A 20236-nucleotide genomic window follows, 5' to 3' on the forward strand; every position below is an offset into this window, starting at 1 on the left:
CGGGGAGAGGCGGTCTTCTGTCCCCGGAGGGGGCCGCCGAACCGGCATGCCTTCGTCGGCCCCGGCACGCTGGGTCCATGTCGTTCCGCGCCGTTCTCTCCTCCTCCTTCCGCGATGCCGTGACGTTCTGGCTGCCCGTCTCGTGCGCGGGATGCGGCGTGGTCGACTCCGATCTCTGCTCCGGATGCCGTGACGCCCTGGCCCCGCAGCCGATCCGTCGTGCGATCGAGCCGGGGCTGGCGGTGACGAGCGCCCTCGTCTTCGACGGTGTCGCGGCCCGCGTCGTCCGCGCGCTCAAAGAGGAGGGTCGCACTTCCCTCGCGCGCGACCTCGCTCCCGCGCTGGACGAGGTGCTGCGGCTCTCGGTGCCCGCCGGCGCTCTCGTCACCACGATCCCGGGCACGCGCGCGGCTTTTCGTCGCCGCGGGTTCCGACCGCTCGACGTGCTGATGCAGCGTGCCGGGTGGAGGCACCGGCGGCTGCTGCGCGTCGTCCGTGCGACGCACGACCAGAGGGGGCTCGGTCGGCGCGCGCGACGCGAGAACGTGCGAGAAGCGTTCGTCAGTCGACCGGTCGCGGGAGGCGCGGTCGTCGTCGTCGACGACGTCGTCACGACGGGGGCGACCCTGGCCGAGGCGGCGCGCGCTCTGCGCGCGGCGGGAGCGGCCGAGGTCCTCGCGGTGGCGCTCGCGCACACGCCGCGACTAAGGGACTTCCCTGGTGAATCCCGGGTGATTGAGACGTGACATGGCGGTGTCGGACTACTAGCGTGGGGATGACTGAAGGCGACGGATGTTCCGCCCTTAGACCGGGCGGAACCCGGAACAAGGAGGTCACTGATGGACACCAACATCGTCGGAGTGGGAGTCGGTATCACCGATCGTTTCCGCTCGGTCGTCGAAGAGAAGGTCAGCCGCATCGAGCACCTCGCGCCTCGCGCTCAAGCGCTCGAGGTCAAGGTGACTCATCGCTCCTACCGCAACGGTCGTCTGGAGGACGACACGGTCGAGCTCACGCTCGACGGCAAGGGTCCGGTCGTCCGCGCGGAGGCCACCGACACCGACAAGTTCGCGGCCCTCGACCTCGCGGTCGACAAGATCTCCGAGCAGGTGCGTCGCGCGAAGGACAAGCGCATCGATGCGCGCAACCACCCTCGCGGGGCGAAGTTCGAGAAGGGCACCGGAGAACTCTCGGGCATCGACGTGGAGCCCGCGTCCGTCGAGGTGCTTCGCGCCGTCGCCACCGGGTCGGTCCCCGTGCAAGAGACTTCCGCCGAAGAAGAGGACTACACCCCCGTCGTCATCCGACAGAAGGAGTTCGGCGCCGAATGGATGACGGTCGAAGACGCCGTCGACCGCATGGAGCTCGTCGGTCACGACTTCTTCCTCTTCATCGACGCCCGCACCGATCACCCGAGCGTCGTCTATCGCCGCAAGGGGTGGGACTACGGTGTGATCGCTCTCGCGACCCAGGCGTCGCCGGTCGTGGAGATCGCATCCTGACCTGAGAACATCACGAAGCCCTCGGCCGAATGGCCGAGGGCTTCGTCACGCGGGTGGGGCGGGGGAGAACGCGCCGGGTCAGCCGTCGAAGATGTCGCCGAGCAGCGAACCGATGACCAGACCCCCGAGCATGCCGCCGACCATGTTGCCGCCACCCATACCGCCTCCGCGGCCGTAACCGCCGCCCCGGCCATCGTTGCCCCAGTCGTTCGGGCGGGACTGCTCGATGTCGCGCTGGGCGATCTGGAGGGCCTCGGAGGCCAGGGCACCGGCGCGTCGGGCGGTGGCCAGTGCCGTCTCGCGCTGGTCCTCGGGTACGGGTCCCAGCGGCAGGCCCGCGCGCAGGCGCTCGGCTTCGACGAAGCGCGTGCGCGCATCGGCTCCGATCCACCCGCGATGCCCGGTGATGAGCCCGCGCGCGACGGCGAGCTGACGGTCGGCGTCGTCGATCGCGTGCTCCACCTGATCCTGGGAGGGAACGGGGCGGGCCGCTCGCTCGCGCGCGAGGTCGAGATCCGCGTTCGCCTGGCGCAGCGACGACAGCGCCTGGAACGGATCGCTGCGGGATCCCGAAGCGGGGAGGGCGGTCAACGCCTGCTGCAGTGTGGCCATCGCCTGGACCACGGCCGGTGTCTGCGCACCCATCCGCGCCTCGATGAGGTCGTTGCGCGAGTCGTCGACGACGGCGGCGAGAGTCGACTCGGCGCGAAGCGCTTCGATCTCGAAGGTGTCCACGGCATCCAGAAGCGATTCCGCCCGGCGCACCGCCTCGGTGGCGGCCTCGAGGGCGACGGAGGCCTGCTCGCGCTGGCCCGCCTCACGGCGGCGCTCGGAGACGGACGCGGTGTGCACCGCGAAGTCGAGGAGCTGCTCGATTTCTTCGGGATTGCCGCCGATCTGCGAGAGGGCCGAATCGCTGTAGCGGCGCGAGAGTCGATCGACGACCTCACGGGCGTTGGGGATGCGCTGGGCGAGCCGGTCGCGGTCGGCCCGCACGCGCGCCAGTGTCTCGGGGGCGCGGCGCACGGCGTCGATCTTGGGCTGCAGCACCTGGGTGCGCTCCTCGAGGAGGTCTTCGGCCCACTCCGAGAGCTGGATGATGCGCGCATTACGCGTGCGCAGCTCTTCTTTCGTGTCGGGGATCTCGTCGTGATTCAGCTGGTGCAGCTGGAACGCCTCTGCGAGGTGGGTGCGCACGGACTCGAGGGCCGCCGCGAGGTCTTCCGTAGCCTTGTCGCCGAGCTCGGCGCGGGCGAAGTCGAGCTCGTCGGAGGTCAAGCGGACGCGCTCGTCGGCGGCGACGATCGCAAGCTCCGCCCGGCGTGCCAGATCGGCATCCGCCGCGTCCTGTTCTTCGCGCTTCCTCTTGCCCCAGAAACCGGCCATGGCTCGATCCTAGGCGTCGCTTTCCCTCCCGTCGCCGCGTGTTCGCTGGGGGCGCGCTCCGCCGCTTTCGGATTGTGGCCTCCTCGCAGGTCACGAACGGGTAACACGGATAACATGGGCGATGTATGCCTGTTCGCAGGCCGGCGTCCATGCGGGCGCCGCACCCGACAGATGGAGATGCTTCGTGGCCAATCCGCTCGAGAAACTGCTGCGCGCCGGAGAGGGCCGCATCCTGCGCCGACTGCAGGGCGTCGTGAAGGCGACCGGAGCGCTCGAAGAGGACTACGAGCAGCTCACCGACGACGAGCTGCGCAACGAGACCGTCGAACTGCGTGCCCGCTACGAAGCCGGCGAGACGCTCGACCAGCTCATGCCCGAGGCGTTCGCGGCCGTCCGCGAGGCCGCCAAGCGTACGCTCGGTCAGCGCCCCTACGACGTGCAGATCATGGGCGGCGCGGCACTTCACCTCGGCAACATCGCCGAGATGAAGACCGGTGAGGGAAAGACGCTCACCGCGGCGCTTCCGGCCTACCTCAACGCGATCGCCGGTCAGGGCGTGCACGTCATCACGGTCAACGACTTCCTCGCGAGCTACCAGTCGGAGCTCATGGGTCGCGTCTACCGCGCCCTCGGCATGACGACGGGAACGGTCGTCGCAGGTCAAACCCCCGAGGTGCGCCGCGAGCAGTACGAGGCCGACATCAGCTACGGAACGAACAACGAGTTCGGCTTCGACTACCTGCGTGACAACATGGCCTGGCGCAAAGAAGACCTCGTGCAGCGCGGTCACTTCTACGCCATCGTCGACGAGGTCGACTCGATCCTCATCGACGAGGCTCGCACCCCGCTGATCATCTCGGGCCCGGCATCCGGTGAAGCCAACCGCTGGTTCGCGGAGTTCGCGAAGCTCGCCCGCACCCTCGAGGCCGGCGTCGACTACGAGGTCGACGAGAAGAAGCGCACGATCGGTGTCCTCGAGCCCGGTATCGAGAAGGTCGAGGACTACCTCGGCATCGACAACCTCTACGAGTCGGCGAACACCCCGCTCATCTCGTTCCTCAACAACTCGATCAAGGCGATCGCGCTGTTCAAGCGCGACACCGACTACGTCGTCATGAACGACGAGGTCATGATCGTCGACGAGCACACCGGTCGCATCCTGGTGGGTCGCCGCTACAACGAGGGCATCCATCAGGCGATCGAGGCCAAGGAGGGCGTACCGGTCAAGGCCGAGAACCAGACGCTCGCCACGGTCACGCTGCAGAACTACTTCCGCCTGTACGACAAGCTCTCGGGCATGACCGGTACCGCCGAGACCGAGGCCGCCGAGTTCATGTCGACGTACAAGCTCGGCGTGGTGCCCATCCCGACGAACAAGCCGATGATCCGCAAAGACCAGTCCGACCTCGTCTACAAGAACGAGACGGCGAAGTTCGCGCAGGTCGTCGAAGACATCGTCGAGCGGCACGAGAAGGGTCAGCCCGTTCTCGTCGGCACCACGAGCGTCGAGAAGAGCGAGTACCTCTCGCGTCTGCTGGCCAAGAAGGGCATCCGCCACGAGGTGCTCAACGCCAAGAACCACGCTCGCGAGGCCGAGATCGTCGCGCGCGCCGGTCGCCTGGGCGCCGTCACCGTCGCCACCAACATGGCCGGTCGCGGCACCGACATCATGCTCGGCGGAAATGCCGAGTTCCTCGCCGTGCAGGAGATGAAGGCGAAGAACCTCGACCCGGTCGAGACCCCCGAGGCCTATGAGTCCGAGTGGGACAGCGTGTACCAGAGCATGCGCGACACCGTGGCCGAAGAGGCCGCCAAGGTCGTCGAGGCGGGTGGCCTGTACGTGCTCGGTACCGAGCGCCACGAGTCGCGCCGCATCGACAATCAGCTGCGCGGTCGTTCGGGCCGTCAGGGCGACCCCGGCGAGAGCCGCTTCTATCTGTCGCTGACCGACGACCTCATGCGTCTGTTCCAGTCCGGCGCCGCCGAGGCGATCCTCGCCCGCACGAACTTCCCCGACGACGTCGCGATCGAGTCGGGTCTGGTCTCGCGCGCGATCAAGAGCGCGCAGTCGCAGGTCGAGTCGCGCAACGCCGAGATGCGCAAGAACGTCCTGAAGTACGACGACGTCCTCAACCGTCAGCGCGAGGCGATCTACGCCGACCGTCGTCACATGCTCCAGGGCGACGACATCGCCGACCGCGTCCAGCACTTCATCGAAGACGCGATCACCGCCGTCATCGACGACCACACCGGCTCGGGTCACACCGAATCGTGGGACTTCGACGCCCTGTGGACCGAGCTGAAGACCATGTACCCCGTCAGCGTCACGATCGACGAGGTCGTGGCAGAGGCGGGTGGCAACAAGGGGCGCATCACGCCCGAGGGACTGAAGCGCGAGATCATCTCCGACGCCCGCATCGCGTACGAGAACCGCGAGAAGGCCCTCGGTGAGCAGGCACTGCGCGAACTCGAGCGTCGCGTCGTCCTGCAGGTGCTCGACCGCCGCTGGCGCGAGCACCTCTACGAGATGGACTACCTCAAGGACGGCATCGGCCTGCGCGCCATGGCCCAGCGCGACCCGCTCATCGAGTACCAGCGCGAGGGCTACCAGATGTTCCAGTCGATGATGGGGCAGATCAAGGAGGAGTCCGTCGGCTTCCTGTACAACCTCGAAGTCGAGGTGCGCAAGGTCGAGGGCGACGAGGCGCAGGTCGAGGCCAAGGGGTTGGCCCCGACGCCCGTCGAGACCCAGCGCCTGGAGTACTCCGCCGCGAACGACGCGGGAGAGGTCGAGGTCCGCAACGACCGCGGCCAGGTCCAGCAGGCGGCGACCAACCGTCTCCGTCAGGCCGAGCAGCAGGCCGAGCCCGCCGCAGAGCAGGCTCCCGCCGCCCGCGGAGCCTTCGGTCAGCGTGTGGCCCCGGCCGACGAGCCGGCCGCGAGCAACCGCGCCGACCGTCGCGCCGCCAAGAAGAAGTAAGCGCAGACCGGATGCCGCGCCCCGAGGTCGGGGGCGCGGCATCCGGTCTTTCGGGGGTGCTCCGCGGCGTTCCGAGGGGCGCGAGACGCGGCGTCGAGGGGGCCACGCGGTGTCGATTGGCCGGACGCGTGCGGGGATATCCTGAACCGATGAGCCCGCTGCGCCCCCTCGACCAGTCTTCCAAGCTGAAGGACGTCCTGTACGAGATCCGCGGGGAGGCCCTCGTCGAGGCCGATCGACTCGAGGCCGAGGGACACGCGATCCTCAAGCTCAACACCGGTAACCCGGCGATCTTCGGTTTCGAGGCGCCGCACCAGATCGTGCGCGACATGATCGCCTCCGTCCCGAGCGCCCACGGCTACAGTGACAGCCGCGGCATCCTGTCGGCTCGGCGCGCGGTCGTGTCGCGCTACGAGCAGGAGCCCGATTTCCCGCACCTCGACCCCGACCATGTGTTCCTGGGCAACGGTGTGTCCGAGCTGATCACGATGACGATGCAGGCCCTGCTCGACGAGGGCGACGAGGTGCTCATCCCGGCTCCCGATTACCCGCTGTGGACGGCGATGACGAGCCTGGGCGGCGGCACGCCCGTTCACTACCTCTGCGACGAGCAGCGCGAGTGGCAGCCCGACCTCGAAGACATCCGCTCCAAGGTCACGCCCCGCACCAAGGCGATCGTCGTCATCAACCCGAACAACCCCACGGGCGCGGTGTACTCGCGTGAGATCCTCGAGGGTATCGCCGACATCGCCCGCGAGCACTCGCTACTGCTGCTGGCCGACGAGATCTACGACCGCATCCTCTTCGACGACGCGGTGCACATCCCGATGGCCACCGTCGCCCCCGACCTGCTCTGCCTGACCTTCAACGGCCTCTCGAAGACCTATCGCGTCGCCGGCTACCGCTCCGGCTGGTTGGCGATCACCGGTCCGAAAGAGCACGCGCAGGGCTTCCTGCACGGCATCAATCTCTTGGCATCCACGCGCTTGTGCCCGAACGTGCCGGCGCAGTTCGCGGTTCAGGCGGCGCTCTCGGGGGTGCAGTCGATCGACGCGCTCATCGCCCCGACGGGTCGTCTTCACGAGCAGAGGGATGCCGCGTGGCAGGGCCTCGAAGCCATCCCCGGGGTCTCGTGCGTCATGCCGAGGGGTGCGCTCTACGCGTTCCCGCGCTTCGACCCCGAGGTGTACGAGATTCCCGACGACGGCAAGTTCGTGCGCGACTTCCTGCTCGCCGAGCACGTGCTGCTCGTACAGGGGTCGGGCTTCAACTGGCCCGCGACCGACCACGTGCGCATCGTGACGCTGCCCGAGGCCCGCGTGATCAGCGATGCGATCGAGCGCCTGGGCAACTTCCTCGTGTCCTGGAGGCCCTGAGGCGCGTGCCCGACCGCCTCGACGGCTCCTCCGGCGACGGGAGAAGCCGTCGATCAGGAGGTCGCCCGGCCGCGCGACCGGGGTGGACAACGTGCGCCCGTCCGTCGGGGGAGAGGCGGAGAACCTCGCGTCGGCGGACGCCGTTCACGCTGATGTCCGTCACAGCAGGCTGAGCGCCGTGATGCGCCAGCGTCGTTCGATCGATTCGAGGCGCAGGGCCACCGCTCGCGTGCGCATGCGGCCCGATACGACGACGGTCGCTTCGATGGCGCCGTCGCGCGGAGAGGAGAGGCGAACGCTTCGGATCTCGTGCATGACCCGGTAGACCTGGACGCGTCGGGCGCTGCGCGCTCGCGCCGCGAGGCTCGTGCGCGTGAGAAGGGTGCGGTACACCTCTTCCGACATCCACCGGGCCAGCTGCTCCGGGTCTCGAACACCGGCGACCACCTCGAGGACGCCGCGCACCATGTTGCCGACGAACACCTCGATGGGCGAGGGGCTCTCTGAGGACGGATTCTTCTCGAAGGCGCTCGGAAAGCGCTCGGTGTGCTGCTCATGTCGTGCGATCTCGCGTCGCCGGGCTGCGTCGGGCATGGATCCTCAATCTGTCGGTCGTTCGTCCAGCGGGGCGGGGATGACGCCGACAGTAGGCGGGCACACGCACACGCGCCGAGGTATCCGCTGTGTCCGTGGATTGTTTGCCTGCGGGGTGAGGCTCGGGAGGAGCGGGTGATCAGGCGTCGCGGCGGATCGCGCCGCGCCCCCACCCCTCCGGAAGGTGGCCTCGGGGGATTGCTGCCGCAGAGCCGCCCGGCGCACGAGCTCGGTCTGCTCGTCGAGATACCGGTCGACGCTGCCGTGGTCGATCCGCCACCGCGGGGGTGAGCCGATCGGAACGCCCCGGAGTCGCCCGCCCGGGACCAGGGCGCGAACGTCCGGTCGTGTGATCTCGAGCATCCGTCCGACGGCGTCCGGACTCGCGAATCGCCCTCTGGGTGAGTCCTTCTCCGCCACGAGATCACGATGTCCACCGTCCTGGGGACAGGGACGACTCACCTCCCCACCGCTGTCGCGGGGCCGAGGGGCAGAGAACGTGCCCAGCGTCTGGGCGCGAATGGACCGCCGAGGATCCCCTTAACCCTCTGAGCCGCGTCGGATTTCACCCGTGCTCTCACCCGTTTCGTCCTGACCGCGCCCACGGCGGCGGCCCACGGCGGCACCCCCCGCGGAGGTTCACCGCGGGGGCTCCCCTAGGGTGGAGGGGTGTCGACACTCAGCGAACTCGTCTACGCCCAGGGCCGCTCCAGCGAGGCCGACGTCGAGTGGTTGCACCGGCTCGCGGGCGACGGGCAGCTGCTGGCCGATCTGGCGTTCGCCGATATCGTCATCTGGGTCCCCACCCCCGACGACTCCTTCATCGCGGTCGCCCACACGCGACCCGGGGGAGCGGCGACGCTCTTCTACCGCGACATCGTCGGCGACCGCGTCCGTCCGCAGTGGCGTACCCAGGTGCGAGAGGCCTTCCAGAGCGGCCGCATCGTCGACTCGGCATCCCCCGATTGGTTCGAAGAGACGCCCACGCGCGTGCGCGCGGTGCCGATCGTGCGCGAGCTCTCGCGCGAGGGCCACGCGGTGACGACCGTGGGCGTGCTGACCCGCCACACCAATCTCGGCGAGACGCGGACCCCCTCGCGGCAACAGATCACCTTCAACGACTGCGCCGACGACGTCTTCGGCATGATCGCCTCGGCCGAGTTCCCCGACCTCTCGGCCCCGACCGCCCCCCGGCGCGGGGCTCCCCGCGCCTCTGACGGACTCATCCGTCTCGACGTGGACGGCATCACCACCTTCGCGAGCCCGAACGCGCTCTCGGCGTTCAACCGCATGGGCTTCGACGACGAGCTCGAGGGTGAGTCGCTCGCCGAGGTGACCGCGCGCATCCTCCCGGCCAAGCGCCAGGACGTCGACGAGTCCCTTCCCGTCGTCGTGAGCGGACGCGCTCCCTGGCGTGCCGACATGGAGGCGCGCGGCGTGCAGGTCTCGTTGCGCACGATCCCGCTGCGCGACCGCGGCACGCGCATCGGCGCGATCGTGCTGAGTCGCGACGTGACCGAGATCCGCCACCAGGAGCAGGAACTCATCACGAAGGACGCGACGATCCGCGAGATCCACCACCGCGTCAAGAACAACCTGCAGACGGTCGCCTCGCTGCTGCGCATCCAGGCCCGCCGCACGCACTCCGACGAGGCGCGCGACGCGCTCACCCAAGCCATGCGCCGTGTCTCGGCGATCGCCGTGGTGCACGACACCCTCTCCGAAGGGCTCGCGCAGAACGTCGACTTCGACGATGTCTTCGCGCGCGTGCTCAAGCTCGTGGCGGAAGTCGCCGCCGCCCCCAACACCCGTGCGCGCACACGCACCACGGGCAAGTTCGGAACGCTGCCCAGCCAGTTCGCCACGCCTTTGGCCCTGGCCCTCACCGAGCTCGTGACCAATGCCGTCGAGCACGGTTTGGCCGGCCAAGAGGGAGACGTCGAGATCGCGGCCGAGCGCAGCGGCGAGATGCTCGAGGTCAGCGTCCGCGACACGGGCGTGGGCCTGCCGGAGGGGCAGGTGGGCCGGGGCCTGGGCACGCAGATCGTCCGCACGCTCATCCAGGGCGAGCTCGGTGGCACGATCGACTGGCACACGCTGATGGGCAGCGGCACCGAGGTCACGATCGAGATCCCCCTGCGCTACATCGGCGGCTCCGCGGCCTGACACGCGGTCGCCGTCCGGCACCCGCCGGTTCGGAATCTCCGCTGCCGCGTGCGCGAGAGCCTCAGCGGTCGCGACCCCCGCGGAACGACGCGGTCCTCGCAGCTACCGGATGCCGTTCGGCGGGGCCGGCGCACATCCACGAGCGACTGCGCGACGAGGCGGCGGAGTCCCCGCGAACGGAAGAAGCCCGCCCCCGAGGGGAGCGGGCTCCTCGCGCGAAGGCGGTCGTCAGGAGGCGCGGCGGGCGCGGGCGGCGCGACGCTTGAGCGCGCGGCGCTCGTCTTCGCTCAGACCGCCCCAGACGCCCGAGTCCTGGCCGGACTCGAGGGCGTACTGCAGGCAGACCTCGGTGACGGTGCAGCGAGCGCAGACCGACTTGGCCTTCTCGATCTGGTCGACCGCGGGGCCGGTGTTGCCGACCGGGAAGAACAGTTCGGGGTCGACGGTCAGGCAGGCTGCTTTGTCGCGCCAATCCATGGGGGTGCTCCTTGTAACAGAAAAAGTGGTCGATTCGGCACCGGCATTCGGGTCCGGTACCCTGGTGGGAACGCGAGCGATTGCTCGCCCCACTTCGCTGTGGGAGCACACGGCTTGTTCCATGCTCCCATAGCTATTCCGCCTGATCAAGAGGTAACCGGCAGGTTTCCAGATCGTAACGGCGCAGGTGCGCCTGTCGGGGAGGGTTTCCGGATGCCGATTCGCCTTGCGGCCGCCGCACTCCTGGGGCTCGAAAGCGTCGGCATCCTGGCCCTGGCGGGCTGGCAGACGGTCGCCCTCATCGGTGGAGACACCGACTCCGCCGTCAGCTCGATCGCCCTCATCGTGCTCACCGTGATCGGCGCGGCCATCGTCGGCGCGTTCGGTGTCGCGACCGCGCGGGACGTCTCGGCCGGACGATCGGGCGGGATCGTGACGCAGCTGCTCATCCTGTCGGTGGCCATCGGAGCGGTGACGGGGGAGTGGGCGTCTCCCGGGATCGCCGTGCTCATCGCGGTCCCCGCGGTCATCGGCCTCGTCCTGCTCGTGCTGGCGGTACGCGCGTCGGCTCCGCGCCGTCGCGACGGCGACTGACCCCGTCGCCCCAGCGCGAAGACCCCGCCGACGCTGTCGCGGGGCGGGGTCGTGGCATCCGGAGATCAGGCGGCGGCGAGACCCAGGGTCTTGCGCAGACGCGCCACGTGGCCGGTGGCCTTGACGTTGTACATCGCCTCGACGATCTTGCCGTCCTCGTCGACGACGAACGTCGAGCGCAGGACGCCGGTGACCGTCTTGCCGTAGTTCTGCTTCTCGCCCCACGCCCCGTAGGCCTCGTGGACGGCGTGGTCGGCGTCGCTGAGGAGCGGGAAGGTCAGTCCGTCGCTGTCGCGGAAAGCGCGTAGCTTCTCGGGCAGGTCGCGCGAGATACCGAGCACCGTGTAGCCGGCGCCCTGCAGCGAGGCCAGGCTGTCGCGGAAGTCGCAGGCCTGGGTGGTGCATCCCGGCGTCTGGGCCGCGGGGTAGAAATACAGGATCACGCGGCGGCCGCGGAAGTCGCCCAGAGAGACGGGGTGTTCGTCCTGGTCGAGGAGGGTGAAGTCGGGGGCGTTATCGCCCTTTTCGAGGTTCGTCACCCCTCCAGCCTAGAACGCTCGATGCCCTGGAACGTCGTCAGCAGGCGCTGCAGCGAGTCGAGCCGGGCGGCGGCTCCGGGTCCCAGGCGTCCGGCCTCCACCGCCTCGATGATCGCGCAGTCGGGTGCATCGGGCAGGTGCGTGCACCCCCGCGGGCACTCTTCGGCGACCTCGGCGAGATCGGTGAAGGCGCCGAGCACGTGCGCGGGGTCGACGTGTCCCAGTCCGAACGATCTCACGCCCGGGGTGTCGATGACCCAGCCCGAGCCGCCGCGGCCGCGGTAGCGCAGCGAGACCGCCGACGACGAGGTGTGACGGCCCCGACCGGTGACGGTGTTGACGTGCCCGATCGCCCGCTCCGAGCCCGTGAGCGCGTTGACCAGCGTCGACTTGCCGACGCCGGAGTGCCCGACGAACACGGTCGAGTGGCCGATGAGCGCCTCGCCGATCTCGTCGAGGGGCATCTCGCCCTGGGCGCTCGTGAACACCCGCAGGTCGAGCCCCACGAAGTGCGCGAGGAACGCGGTCGGGTCGGCCAGGTCGGTCTTCGTGACGACGAGCAGGGGACGGATGCCGGCATCCAGCGCCGCGACTAGATAGCGGTCGACGAGACGGGCGCGGGGTTCGGGGTCGGCTGCAGCGACCACGACGAGCATCTGGTCGGCATTGGCGACGATGACGCGTTCGACCTGGTCGGTGTCGTCGGCGCTGCGGCGCAGCAGGGAGGTGCGCTCCTCGAGGCCGATGATGCGTCCGAGCGTTCCTTCGTCGCCCGAGAGGTCGCCGACCACACGGGCGCGGTCGCCGTTGACGATGGGCTGCTTCCGGAGCTCGCGGGCGCGAGTGGCCAGGACCCGGCGCTCCTCGGGTCCGTCTTCGTCGACGAGGACCGTGTACCGGCCGCGATCGACGCCGAGCACCCGGGCGATCTGCGCGTCGGCGTGGGCGGGGCGTCGCTTGGTGCGGGGCCTGTTGGCCTTCGGGTTGGGACGCACCCGGATGGACGACTCGTCGTATCGGAGGTCGTCTTCGTCGTCGTCGGGACTGTCGAGCCAGCTCACGCGTCAGTCCTCGTTCACGGGCGCGAGTCGTCGAGCATCGTCTGCCACAGGCCCGCGAACTGGGGGAGGGTCTTGGCGGTCGTGCCGATGTCGTCGATGCGCACGCCGGGCACGCGCAGACCGATGAGGGCGCCGGTGGTGGCCAAGCGGTGGTCGTGGTGCGCCTTCCACTCGCCGCCGCTGAGCGGCCGCGGGACGATGCGGATGCCGTCGTCGAGCTCGTGCGCCTCGCCGCCGAGCGAACGCAGGTTGCCGACGAGGGCCGCGATGCGGTCGGTCTCGTGCCCGCGGATGTGACCGATGCCGTGCAGCGTGGTCGGTCCGTCCGCGAAGGCGGCGAGACCGAAGAGAGTGGGGGCCAGCTCGCCCGCCGCGGACAGGTCGAGGTCGACGCCCAGGATGCCGTCGTCACCGGCGGCCACGGTGAGGGCGCCGGCGCGACGGCTGACGCGCGCCCCCATCTCGGCGAGGATGTCGACGAGGAGGGCTCCCGGCTGCGTGCTGTGCAGGGGCCAGCCCGTGACAGTGACGGAGCCGCCCGTGACCATTGCTGCCGCGAGGAACGGGGAGGCGTTGGAGAGATCGGGCTCGATCGCCACGTCTTTCGCGCGGACGGGTCCCGCCGGAACGACCCACTCGCCCGGAGCAGGACGCTCCACGTGCACGGCACGGTGGGCGAGGGCCTCGACCGTCATATCGATGTGCGGGATGCTCGGCAGGCGCGACCCGACGTGGCGGAGGTGGAGTCCGACGTCGAAACGCGCCGCCGCGAGCAAGAGGCCCGAGACGAACTGACTCGACTCGCTCGCGTCGATCTCGACCTCGCCGCCCCGCACGTGGCCGTGCCCGCGGACGGAGAACGGGAGCGCCCAGTGGCCCCCGTCGTCGATGTCGACGCCGACGTCGCGCAGGGCGCGGATCATCGCCCCCATCGGGCGGTGCAGCGCGCTCTCGTGGGCAGTGACGTGCACGTCGCCCCGGGCGAAGCCGGCCACCGGGGCGATGAATCGCATGACGGTTCCCGCCTGGCCGCAGTCGATCGTGCCGTCGCCCGCAAAGGAGGCCGGGGGAGTGACCAGCAGGTCGGGGCCGAAGGGGGAGCCGGTGTCGATCTCGTCGATCCCGACGCCGAGCACGCGCAACGCGTCGACCATGCGCGCGGAGTCGTCGGAGTGCAGGGGGCCGTGCACCGTGCCGGGGCCGTCGGCGATGGCGGCGAGGATCAGCTCGCGATTGGTCAGCGACTTCGATCCCGGGACGGTGACCGTGGCATCCAGGGGAGCGTCGAAGACAGGCGCGTTCCACTCACCGCGGGGGGTGGCGGCGGAAGGGGAATACCCGAGGGGAGACATCGGTTCCTACCCTACTGAAAGGGGAACGACACGTGACCGCACTTCTCGAACGCGACCGTCTGCCGGGGGCTGCCCCGGGGGCCGTCGACATGCTCGACGTAGACTGGCGCGCGATGAACGACACCGCAGACGCCGGCCCGCAGGCGGAGCCCCGCGCACAGTTCGAAGAGCAGGCCCTGCCCTTCATGGACCAGCTGTACGCCGCAGCCATGCGCATGACGCGCAATCCGGCCGACGCGGCCGACCTGGTGCAGGAGACCTTCGTGAAGGCCTTCGGCTCGTGGGCGACGTTCACGCAGGGGACCAACCTCAAGGCGTGGCTGTACCGCATCCTCACGAATACGTACATCAACACGTATCGCAAGAAGCAGCGCGAGCCGTATCAGAGTGCGATCGACGACCTCGAGGACTGGCAGCTCGGCGGGGCCGAGTCGACCACCGCGAGCAGCGCCCGTTCGGCCGAGGCCGAAGCGATCGACCACATGCCCGCATCCGTCGTGAAGGACGCGCTGCAGTCGATCCCCGAGGATTTCCGGATGGCGGTGTACCTCGCCGATGTCGAGGGATTCGCCTACCAGGAGATCGCCGACATCATGAAAACCCCGATCGGCACGGTCATGAGCCGTCTGCACCGCGGCCGGCGGCTGCTGCGCGACCTGCTGTCGGATTACGCCAAGGAGCGCGGCATCCAGGCCGCGACGGGAGAGACGAAATGAGTGACTGCGGCTGCGACAAGGCGCGACGCGACCTTGAGGAATACCTCCGCAACGAGGTGTGCAAGACCCAGCAGAACGACATCCGCGAGCACCTCGAGAATTGCCCCGGATGCCAGGACGAGGCTCTCGTAGCGCGCACGCTGACCGAGGTGGTCGCCCGTGCGTGCAAAGAGACGGCCCCCGACGAACTCCGCGATCAGGTGCTCTCGCGCCTTCGCGCCATCCAGGCGACGCACTGACGGCACCCGCGCCGGCCCGGCGCGTGTCGGAGGTGATCCCTAGGCTGGGGTCATGGCATCCATCGACACTCTGACGCTGCCCCTCGACCAGACCTCCGCCGCAGACCTCGCCGCCTCAGGGCTCGAGTACGCGCGAGTGGATGCCGACGGAGAGGGGTTCCGTCCTTTCCAGCGAGCGGTGGCCCGGGGCTTCCTGGGTGCGGAATCGACCGACGACGAGGCCGAGAACGCGCGAACGACGCTGCGCACCCGGCGTCTCACCGCGGTCTACGACCGTCAGGGCGTCGAACCCGAGGTGCCCGTCGGCACGATCGACTCGTGGGCGTCCGAGCTCACGACCTCGCCCGGGCGCACGACGCCGCTGTGGTCGGTCAGCGCCGTGACGGTGGCGGCGACGCATCGCCGCCGGGGCATCGCCCGCGCCATGATCGGCGGGGAGCTCCGCACGGCCGCGGCGGCGGGATTCGCCATCGCCGGCCTCACGGTCACCGAGGCCACCATCTACGGCCGGTGGGGGTTCTCTCCCGCCGCGTGGGCCTCCGACGTCGAGGTCGACACCGGCCGAGCCCGCTGGACCGGCCCGACGGCACCCGGGCGACTCGACTTCGTCCCTCGTGAGGCCGTGGTCGACCGTCTGCGGGCCGTGCACGAGCGCGTGCGCGTGCAGCGTCCGGGCTCGGTGCCCGGGTGGGACGGCCGGTGGCGCGGCGTGGCCGGTCTCACGCCCGGTGACAAATCGGGCGAGAAGGTGCGCGCCGTCGCCTACCGCACCGCCGAAGGCGACGAGACGGGGATCCTCGTCTACGTGATCGACGAGCGCGACGACTTCTCGGCTCACGATCTCGAGGTGCGCGCGATCTTCGCCGTCGACGGCGAGGCCTCGGCCGCCCTCTGGCGCTTCGCGCTCGAACACGACCTCGTCGGCCGGGTGAAGGCGTGGCTGCAGCCCTCCACACCGCCCGTGCAGTGGATGGTCTCCGACCGACGTGCCGTGACCGCGACGCTCACCGATCACCACTGGCTGCGCATCCTCGACGTGCCCGGGGCGCTGGGCTCTCGTCGATACGCGGCCGGGCTCGATGTGATTTTGCGTGTCGCCGATCCGCTCGGGTTCGCCGAGGGCACGTGGAGTCTGCGGATCGGGGCGGACGGTGAGGCTCAGGTCTCGCCCTCGATCGACCGGCCCGTCGACATCGACCTGACCGTCGGGGCCCTGAGCTCGCTCCTTCTCGGTGGGGTGCGCTCGGCCGAACTCGCGCTCTCGGGTCTCGTGCGCGGCGAGGCCCGCACGCTCGCATCCCTCGACCGTGCGTTCGTTCCGGAGGCCACCCCGCTTCTCGACATCTGGTACTGACGGCTTCTCATAGGAAATGGCAATACGCTGTCGCCGATGTCCGAATCCGCCGCTCCTCCGGCCGCCGAACGCTCTCCGTCGCGTCTGACGGCCGTGGGCGCTGCGCTTCGCCGATACGTGTCGCGCAACCCCGTGGCGATCATCGTCGCCGTGCTGGTCGTCGCGTCCGCGGCGGCGACGGGGTCGCTCTGGGGAGAGGATGCGCTCATCTGGGGCGCGGGGCCGCTGGCCACCTTCGGGAGCGGTCGGTGGTGGACGCTGGCGACCGCACTCGTCATTCCGGACTCGGCGATCGACGCCCTCTCATCGGTGCTGCTCGCCCTGACCGCCCTGGCCGCGATCGAGCGGCTGGTCGGATCGCGGCGTACGAGCGTCTTCCTGGTGGTCATCGGGCTGAGCGGCCTGGTCGTGGGCATCGGCCTCCACGCGGCGGCGTGGACGATCACCGATCTCCGCCCGGTCGTCGCCGCCGAAGTCCCGGTGCTCGACCCGACCACCGCGATCGCCGGAGCGGTCATGGCGGGGTCGGCCTTCGCGCCGACGCTGTGGCGTCGCCGTCTGCGTCTGGTGGGCTTCGCCCTTCTGGCTCTTTTCGCTCTCTACGCCGGTGACGCCGACTCCTGGTACCGGCTCTCGGCGGCGATCATCGGTCTCGTCGTCGGCGCACTGCTCGCGCGGGGTCGGGAGCGGCGGTCGTGGCACCGCAGCTCGACGCGTGAGACGCGCACCCTTCTCGCCCTGCTGGTCGCGGTCGTGGGCAGCGGGCCGATCGTCGCCCTCGTCAGCGGCGGCGGCCGCGGGCCGCTCTCGCTCGTGGTGGACGCCTACACGCAGTACGACGACGAACTCCTCTCGCAGTGCGGCAGGGTCGCCTCGTCGGTGTGCGACGAGCAGATCGCCCTCCTGATGACCCGGGGAGCAGGCCCCGCCCTCCTGGCGATCGTGCCCCTCGTCCTGCTGCTGGTGGCCGCGTGGGGCCTCCGGCAGGGACGACGCTCGGCGTGGATCGTCGCGGAGTTCGTGCTCGTGGCATCCGCGGTCCTGCCCGTCGTCTCTCTTCTCGACGGGCGCCTGCGGATCGACCCCTGGGTCGATGGCAGCGGGGCGGAGTACGTCCTGTGGGCGATCGCGACGATCATGATCCCTCTCGCGCTCGCCGCGGCGCTCGCCGTCGCGCGTGCCCGGTTCTCGGTCCGTGCGACCCGGCGCGCGGCGCGCGTCGTCGCGGCCGTGGTCTCGCTCGCCTTCCTCGCCTGCGCGACGACGCTCTTCGTCGTCGAGGCCATCGGTCATCGCGCCTTCGACCGAGACGTGTCGATCTTCGATCTGCTCGCTCTGACCCTGCGCCGTTTCCTTCCCCCCGCCTTCACCCACCCGGGCGGATCGACGGCGTTCCCGCACAGCGGACCGGCGCTGTTCGCCTACCAGTGGATCGGTGTGCTGTTCTGGGCGATCGTGGTCGCCGCGATCCTGTGGCTCTACCGCCGCTCGCGTCGCCCGGACACCGTCGACGACGGTCACTATCGCGACCTTCTGCGGCGGGGAAGCGACACCCTCGGTTTCCTCGGCACCTGGGCGGGCACCAGCCACTGGTATTCCGAGGACCGTGAGTGCGCCGTCGCCTACCGCTTGAGCGGCGATGTCGCCCTGGCCGTCGGCGACCCCCTCGCCCCCGAGGGGCGACGCGCGGAGGCGTTGCGCGGTTTCACGGACTATTGCGTCGAGCACGGGTGGACACCGGCGTTCTACAGCATCCACGGCGAGACTCTCGACGATCTGATCGCCCTCGGCTGGCGGTATGTTCCCGTCGGGGTCGAAACGGTGATGGACCTGCCCGGCCTGACATTCGCCGGCAAGGCCTGGCAGAAGGTGCGGCAACCCCTCACCCGCGCCGAGCGCGAGGGGTACACCGCCGTCTGGTCGCGGTGGCACGAACTGAGCGTCGGTCAGGCGTCGCAGGTGGTCGCGATCGACGAGGAGTGGGTCGCCGACCGCGCGCTCCCCGAGATGGGCTTCACGCTGGGTTCTCTCGACGAGCTGCGCGACCGTGACGTCCGCCTGCTGCTCGCCGTGGGTCCCGATGAACGCATCGAGGCGGTCACGAGCTGGATGCCGTCCTGGACGGCGGGCGAGATCACGGGATGGACCCTCGATTTCATGCGTCGTCGCACCGACGGACCCAACGGCATGATGGAGTTCCTGATCGCGAAGGCCGCTCTCGAGCTGCAGGAGGAGGGCGCGACCGTGCTCAGCCTGTCGGGGGCACCTCTCGCTGACGACCCCGACGAGGCAGCCGATGATGATCCGGCCCCTCTTCGCGCGTTGCTGCGCTGGCTCGCCGAGGTGCTCGAACCCGCGTACGGGTTCGCGTCGCTCTTCCGCTTCAAGGGCAAGTTCCGGCCCCGGTACCGCCCCTTGGCGTTGGCGTACCGCGATCCCCTCGAGCTGCCCGTGATCGGCGCCGCGGTGGGTCGCGCCTACCTGCCCGACGCCTCACGTCGAGAGATGGTCGCTTTGGCCCGGACCGCCTGGGAGGGCCGTCGGTGAACAAGTTCATCCTGTCGTTCGAGCTGATCGACAGCCCCATGTTGCTCATCAGCGCCATCGTCGCTGCGCTGTGCGTGGTCGCTGTCGCCGTATGGCGTCCTCGTCGGCTCGTCATCACCCTCGTGATCGGTGTCGCGGCCGGGGTGGTCATGTTCATCGTGGCGAAGATCCTCGAGTCGATGAACACGTTCCAAGGCCCGCTGCCGGGGGCTGCGATCTGGTGGGCGTCGGGAGCGGTGGCGGCCGTCGCCATCGGCATCGTCGGGATCTTCCGCCGCCCCTGGCCGCGGCGAGCGATCGGCGCCGTCGCCGTCATTGCCTCGCTCCTCGCCGGCATCCTGGGCGTGAACACCTCGTATGGCGTCACGCACAACCTGGCTGCGATCCTCGGCGTACAAGCGCTCGACCCCGCCTCCCTGCCCCCGCAAGATGCCGTCGCCGGAGACCCGGCGACGCTCTACCAGACGTGGGAGCCTCCCGCGGACATGCCGTCGAAGGGCTCGGTCAGCGCTCTCACCGGCAGCACGAAGATCCCCACCGGTCAGTACGCGGCGCGCGACGCCTCGCTCTACCTGCCGCCGGCAGCCCAGGTCGCCGACCCTCCGGCTCTGCCGCTCCTGGTGTTCATGATGGGCCAGCCCGGGTCGCCCGACCCGACGGCGCTGGCCAAGGCACTCGACGCCTTCGCCGCGAAGAACAAGGGCCTCGCACCCATCGCGATCGTCGTCGATCAGCTGACCGCCCCGGACCGCGACCCCACCTGCGTGGATTCCGCGAAGTACGGCGCCGTCGCGACCTACATCAACCAGCTCGTGCCGCAGTGGGCCGAGAAGAACCTGAACATCGTCACCGACCACAAGTACTGGACTATCGGCGGCTTCTCGAACGGCGGGTCGTGCGCGGCTCTCTACGGGGCGAAGTACCCCGATACGTGGGGCCAGATGCTCGATGTCATGGGCAATGAGTTCCCGGGATCGGAGCACGTCGATCAGACCGTGAAGGACGTCTACAACGGAAACGCGGGCGCCTTCCAGGCCAACAAGCCCGCGGTCGTCATGGCGGCGGCGGCCCCCGGCACCTACAGCGGCCACACCGCCATCTTCACGTGGGGGAGCGAAGACAAGACGTATGGTCCGGGGCAGCTCGCGAACTCGAAGGCGGCGGAAGCGGCGGGATTCACCGTTCTGACGCACATCGTCGAGGGAGCCGGTCACACCGGCGAAGCGCTCGACGGCAGCCTGGCGTATGCCATTCCGGCCCTGGCTCCCACGCTGGGGTTGGCCGCGCCGGCATCCTGAGCTCCGGCGCTCGACCGTCAAGGGTCACCGGTCCCGGCGCCGCTCGACCGTCAAG

17 protein-coding genes are annotated in these 20236 nt (G+C 69.7%); 11 read left to right on the top strand and 6 right to left on the bottom strand.

The features are described 5' to 3' along the window. The first annotated feature begins 77 nt into the window (after positions 1 to 77). Together NE358_RS04325 and hpf are read left to right on the top strand one after the other, a co-directional pair. Complete coding sequence (locus tag NE358_RS04325) at positions 78 to 746, top strand: ComF family protein (RefSeq protein WP_289941818.1); 669 nt, start codon at positions 78 to 80, stop codon at positions 744 to 746. Between the two features lie 93 nt (positions 747 to 839). Beyond that, on the top strand, positions 840 to 1502 hold the full coding sequence (hpf, locus tag NE358_RS04330; protein WP_103211060.1) for a ribosome hibernation-promoting factor, HPF/YfiA family: 663 nt from the start codon (positions 840 to 842) through the stop codon (positions 1500 to 1502). A gap of 78 nt (positions 1503 to 1580) precedes the next feature. Here hpf and NE358_RS04335 read toward each other — a convergent pair whose 3' ends face one another. Then, entirely contained in the window at positions 1581 to 2888 is a 1308-nt protein-coding gene (locus NE358_RS04335) for a coiled-coil domain-containing protein (RefSeq protein ID WP_103211058.1), read from the bottom strand. A 205-nt stretch (positions 2889 to 3093) separates the two neighbouring features. Between NE358_RS04335 and secA the strand changes: the two genes are divergently transcribed. Together secA and NE358_RS04345 are read left to right on the top strand one after the other, a co-directional pair. After that, entirely contained in the window at positions 3094 to 5868 is a 2775-nt protein-coding gene (gene secA / locus NE358_RS04340) for a preprotein translocase subunit SecA (RefSeq protein ID WP_499318563.1), read from the top strand. Between the two features lie 149 nt (positions 5869 to 6017). Further along, positions 6018 to 7244: a pyridoxal phosphate-dependent aminotransferase gene (locus tag NE358_RS04345; RefSeq protein WP_116238485.1), complete on the top strand. Its 1227-nt coding sequence runs from the start codon at positions 6018 to 6020 to the stop codon at positions 7242 to 7244. Positions 7245 to 7403: 159 nt separating this feature from the next. Here NE358_RS04345 and NE358_RS04350 read toward each other — a convergent pair whose 3' ends face one another. Next, the gene (locus tag NE358_RS04350) at positions 7404 to 7838 is read right to left on the bottom strand and encodes an Rv3235 family protein (protein ID WP_220340830.1); all 435 of its coding nucleotides are present in this window, start codon (positions 7836 to 7838) and stop codon (positions 7404 to 7406) included. Positions 7839 to 8507: 669 nt separating this feature from the next. Here NE358_RS04350 and NE358_RS04355 point away from each other — a divergent pair. Then, positions 8508 to 10004, top strand: coding sequence for a sensor histidine kinase (locus tag NE358_RS04355; protein ID WP_289941828.1), 1497 nt, complete (start codon positions 8508 to 8510; stop codon positions 10002 to 10004). A gap of 228 nt (positions 10005 to 10232) precedes the next feature. Here NE358_RS04355 and NE358_RS04360 read toward each other — a convergent pair whose 3' ends face one another. Next, entirely contained in the window at positions 10233 to 10481 is a 249-nt protein-coding gene (locus NE358_RS04360; RefSeq protein WP_013583608.1) for a WhiB family transcriptional regulator, read from the bottom strand. Positions 10482 to 10694: 213 nt separating this feature from the next. Between NE358_RS04360 and NE358_RS04365 the strand changes: the two genes are divergently transcribed. Continuing rightward, entirely contained in the window at positions 10695 to 11075 is a 381-nt protein-coding gene (locus NE358_RS04365; protein ID WP_116238484.1) for a histidine kinase, read from the top strand. Between the two features lie 65 nt (positions 11076 to 11140). Here the strand turns inward: NE358_RS04365 and bcp are convergent, their stop codons facing one another. Genes bcp through aroA form a run of 3 tightly spaced genes read right to left on the bottom strand, consistent with a single transcriptional unit; the run spans position 11141 to position 14027 of the window. Beyond that, entirely contained in the window at positions 11141 to 11614 is a 474-nt protein-coding gene (bcp, locus tag NE358_RS04370; RefSeq protein WP_103210042.1) for a thioredoxin-dependent thiol peroxidase, read from the bottom strand. Then, positions 11611 to 12675, bottom strand: a complete 1065-nt coding sequence (gene rsgA / locus NE358_RS04375) for a ribosome small subunit-dependent GTPase A (protein WP_116238483.1) — start codon at positions 12673 to 12675, stop codon at positions 11611 to 11613. The genes bcp and rsgA overlap by 4 nt, the downstream gene beginning before the upstream one ends. A gap of 14 nt (positions 12676 to 12689) precedes the next feature. Further along, positions 12690 to 14027, bottom strand: a complete 1338-nt coding sequence (aroA, locus tag NE358_RS04380; protein ID WP_289941868.1) for a 3-phosphoshikimate 1-carboxyvinyltransferase — start codon at positions 14025 to 14027, stop codon at positions 12690 to 12692. A 32-nt stretch (positions 14028 to 14059) separates the two neighbouring features. Here aroA and NE358_RS04385 point away from each other — a divergent pair, with 32 nt between their 5' ends. Genes NE358_RS04385 through NE358_RS04405 form a run of 5 tightly spaced genes read left to right on the top strand, consistent with a single transcriptional unit; the run spans position 14060 to position 20181 of the window. After that, positions 14060 to 14743 (top strand): sigma-70 family RNA polymerase sigma factor, encoded by a 684-nt coding sequence (locus NE358_RS04385; protein WP_499318314.1) that lies wholly within the window; start codon positions 14060 to 14062, stop codon positions 14741 to 14743. After that, complete coding sequence (locus NE358_RS04390) at positions 14740 to 14982, top strand: zf-HC2 domain-containing protein (RefSeq protein WP_103210048.1); 243 nt, start codon at positions 14740 to 14742, stop codon at positions 14980 to 14982. The genes NE358_RS04385 and NE358_RS04390 overlap by 4 nt, the downstream gene beginning before the upstream one ends. A 52-nt stretch (positions 14983 to 15034) precedes the next feature. After that, complete coding sequence (locus NE358_RS04395) at positions 15035 to 16336, top strand: GNAT family N-acetyltransferase (protein WP_289941869.1); 1302 nt, start codon at positions 15035 to 15037, stop codon at positions 16334 to 16336. Between the two features lie 36 nt (positions 16337 to 16372). Beyond that, positions 16373 to 18883 (top strand): bifunctional lysylphosphatidylglycerol flippase/synthetase MprF, encoded by a 2511-nt coding sequence (locus NE358_RS04400; RefSeq protein WP_141375430.1) that lies wholly within the window; start codon positions 16373 to 16375, stop codon positions 18881 to 18883. Beyond that, positions 18880 to 20181, top strand: coding sequence for an alpha/beta hydrolase (locus tag NE358_RS04405; RefSeq protein ID WP_141375432.1), 1302 nt, complete (start codon positions 18880 to 18882; stop codon positions 20179 to 20181). Before NE358_RS04400 ends, NE358_RS04405 begins: the two co-directional genes overlap by 4 nt. Positions 20182 to 20236 lie beyond the last annotated feature (55 nt).

The sequence above is a fragment of the Sphingomonas sp. G5 genome, assembly GCF_052660795.1.